This window comes from Peribacillus sp. SIMBA_075, from assembly GCF_046534585.1.
The window spans coordinates 1-259 of record NZ_JAWRYN010000944.1; the positions used below are offsets into that span (position 1 = coordinate 1).

Annotated in this window: 1 protein-coding gene; it reads right to left on the minus strand. The window is 45.9% G+C overall.

The window, feature by feature from the left end:
- A partial coding sequence (locus SB775_RS31040) for an AMP-binding protein (protein WP_410865116.1) occupies window positions 1–259 on the minus strand: 259 nt, incomplete at both ends.

Genomic DNA, 259 nt, shown 5'->3' on the forward strand with positions numbered 1-259 from the left:
GCACCACCTGAAATACAAAGGCGAAGCGTCTTCACATCTTCTGCGCTCGCTTCTTCGAATAAATATAAATAATTGTACATTGTCGGTACACCAGCAAAAATCGTTGGTTCGTACGTGCGACAAATACGGAATACTTCTTTCGGACTAAATTTCGGTAACATTAAAATAGTCGCCCCGTTCACAATCGGCGCATTGACCGCCACTGTTAAGCAAAATACATGGAACATCGGCAGTGCCGCAACGACGCGATCGTCCGCAG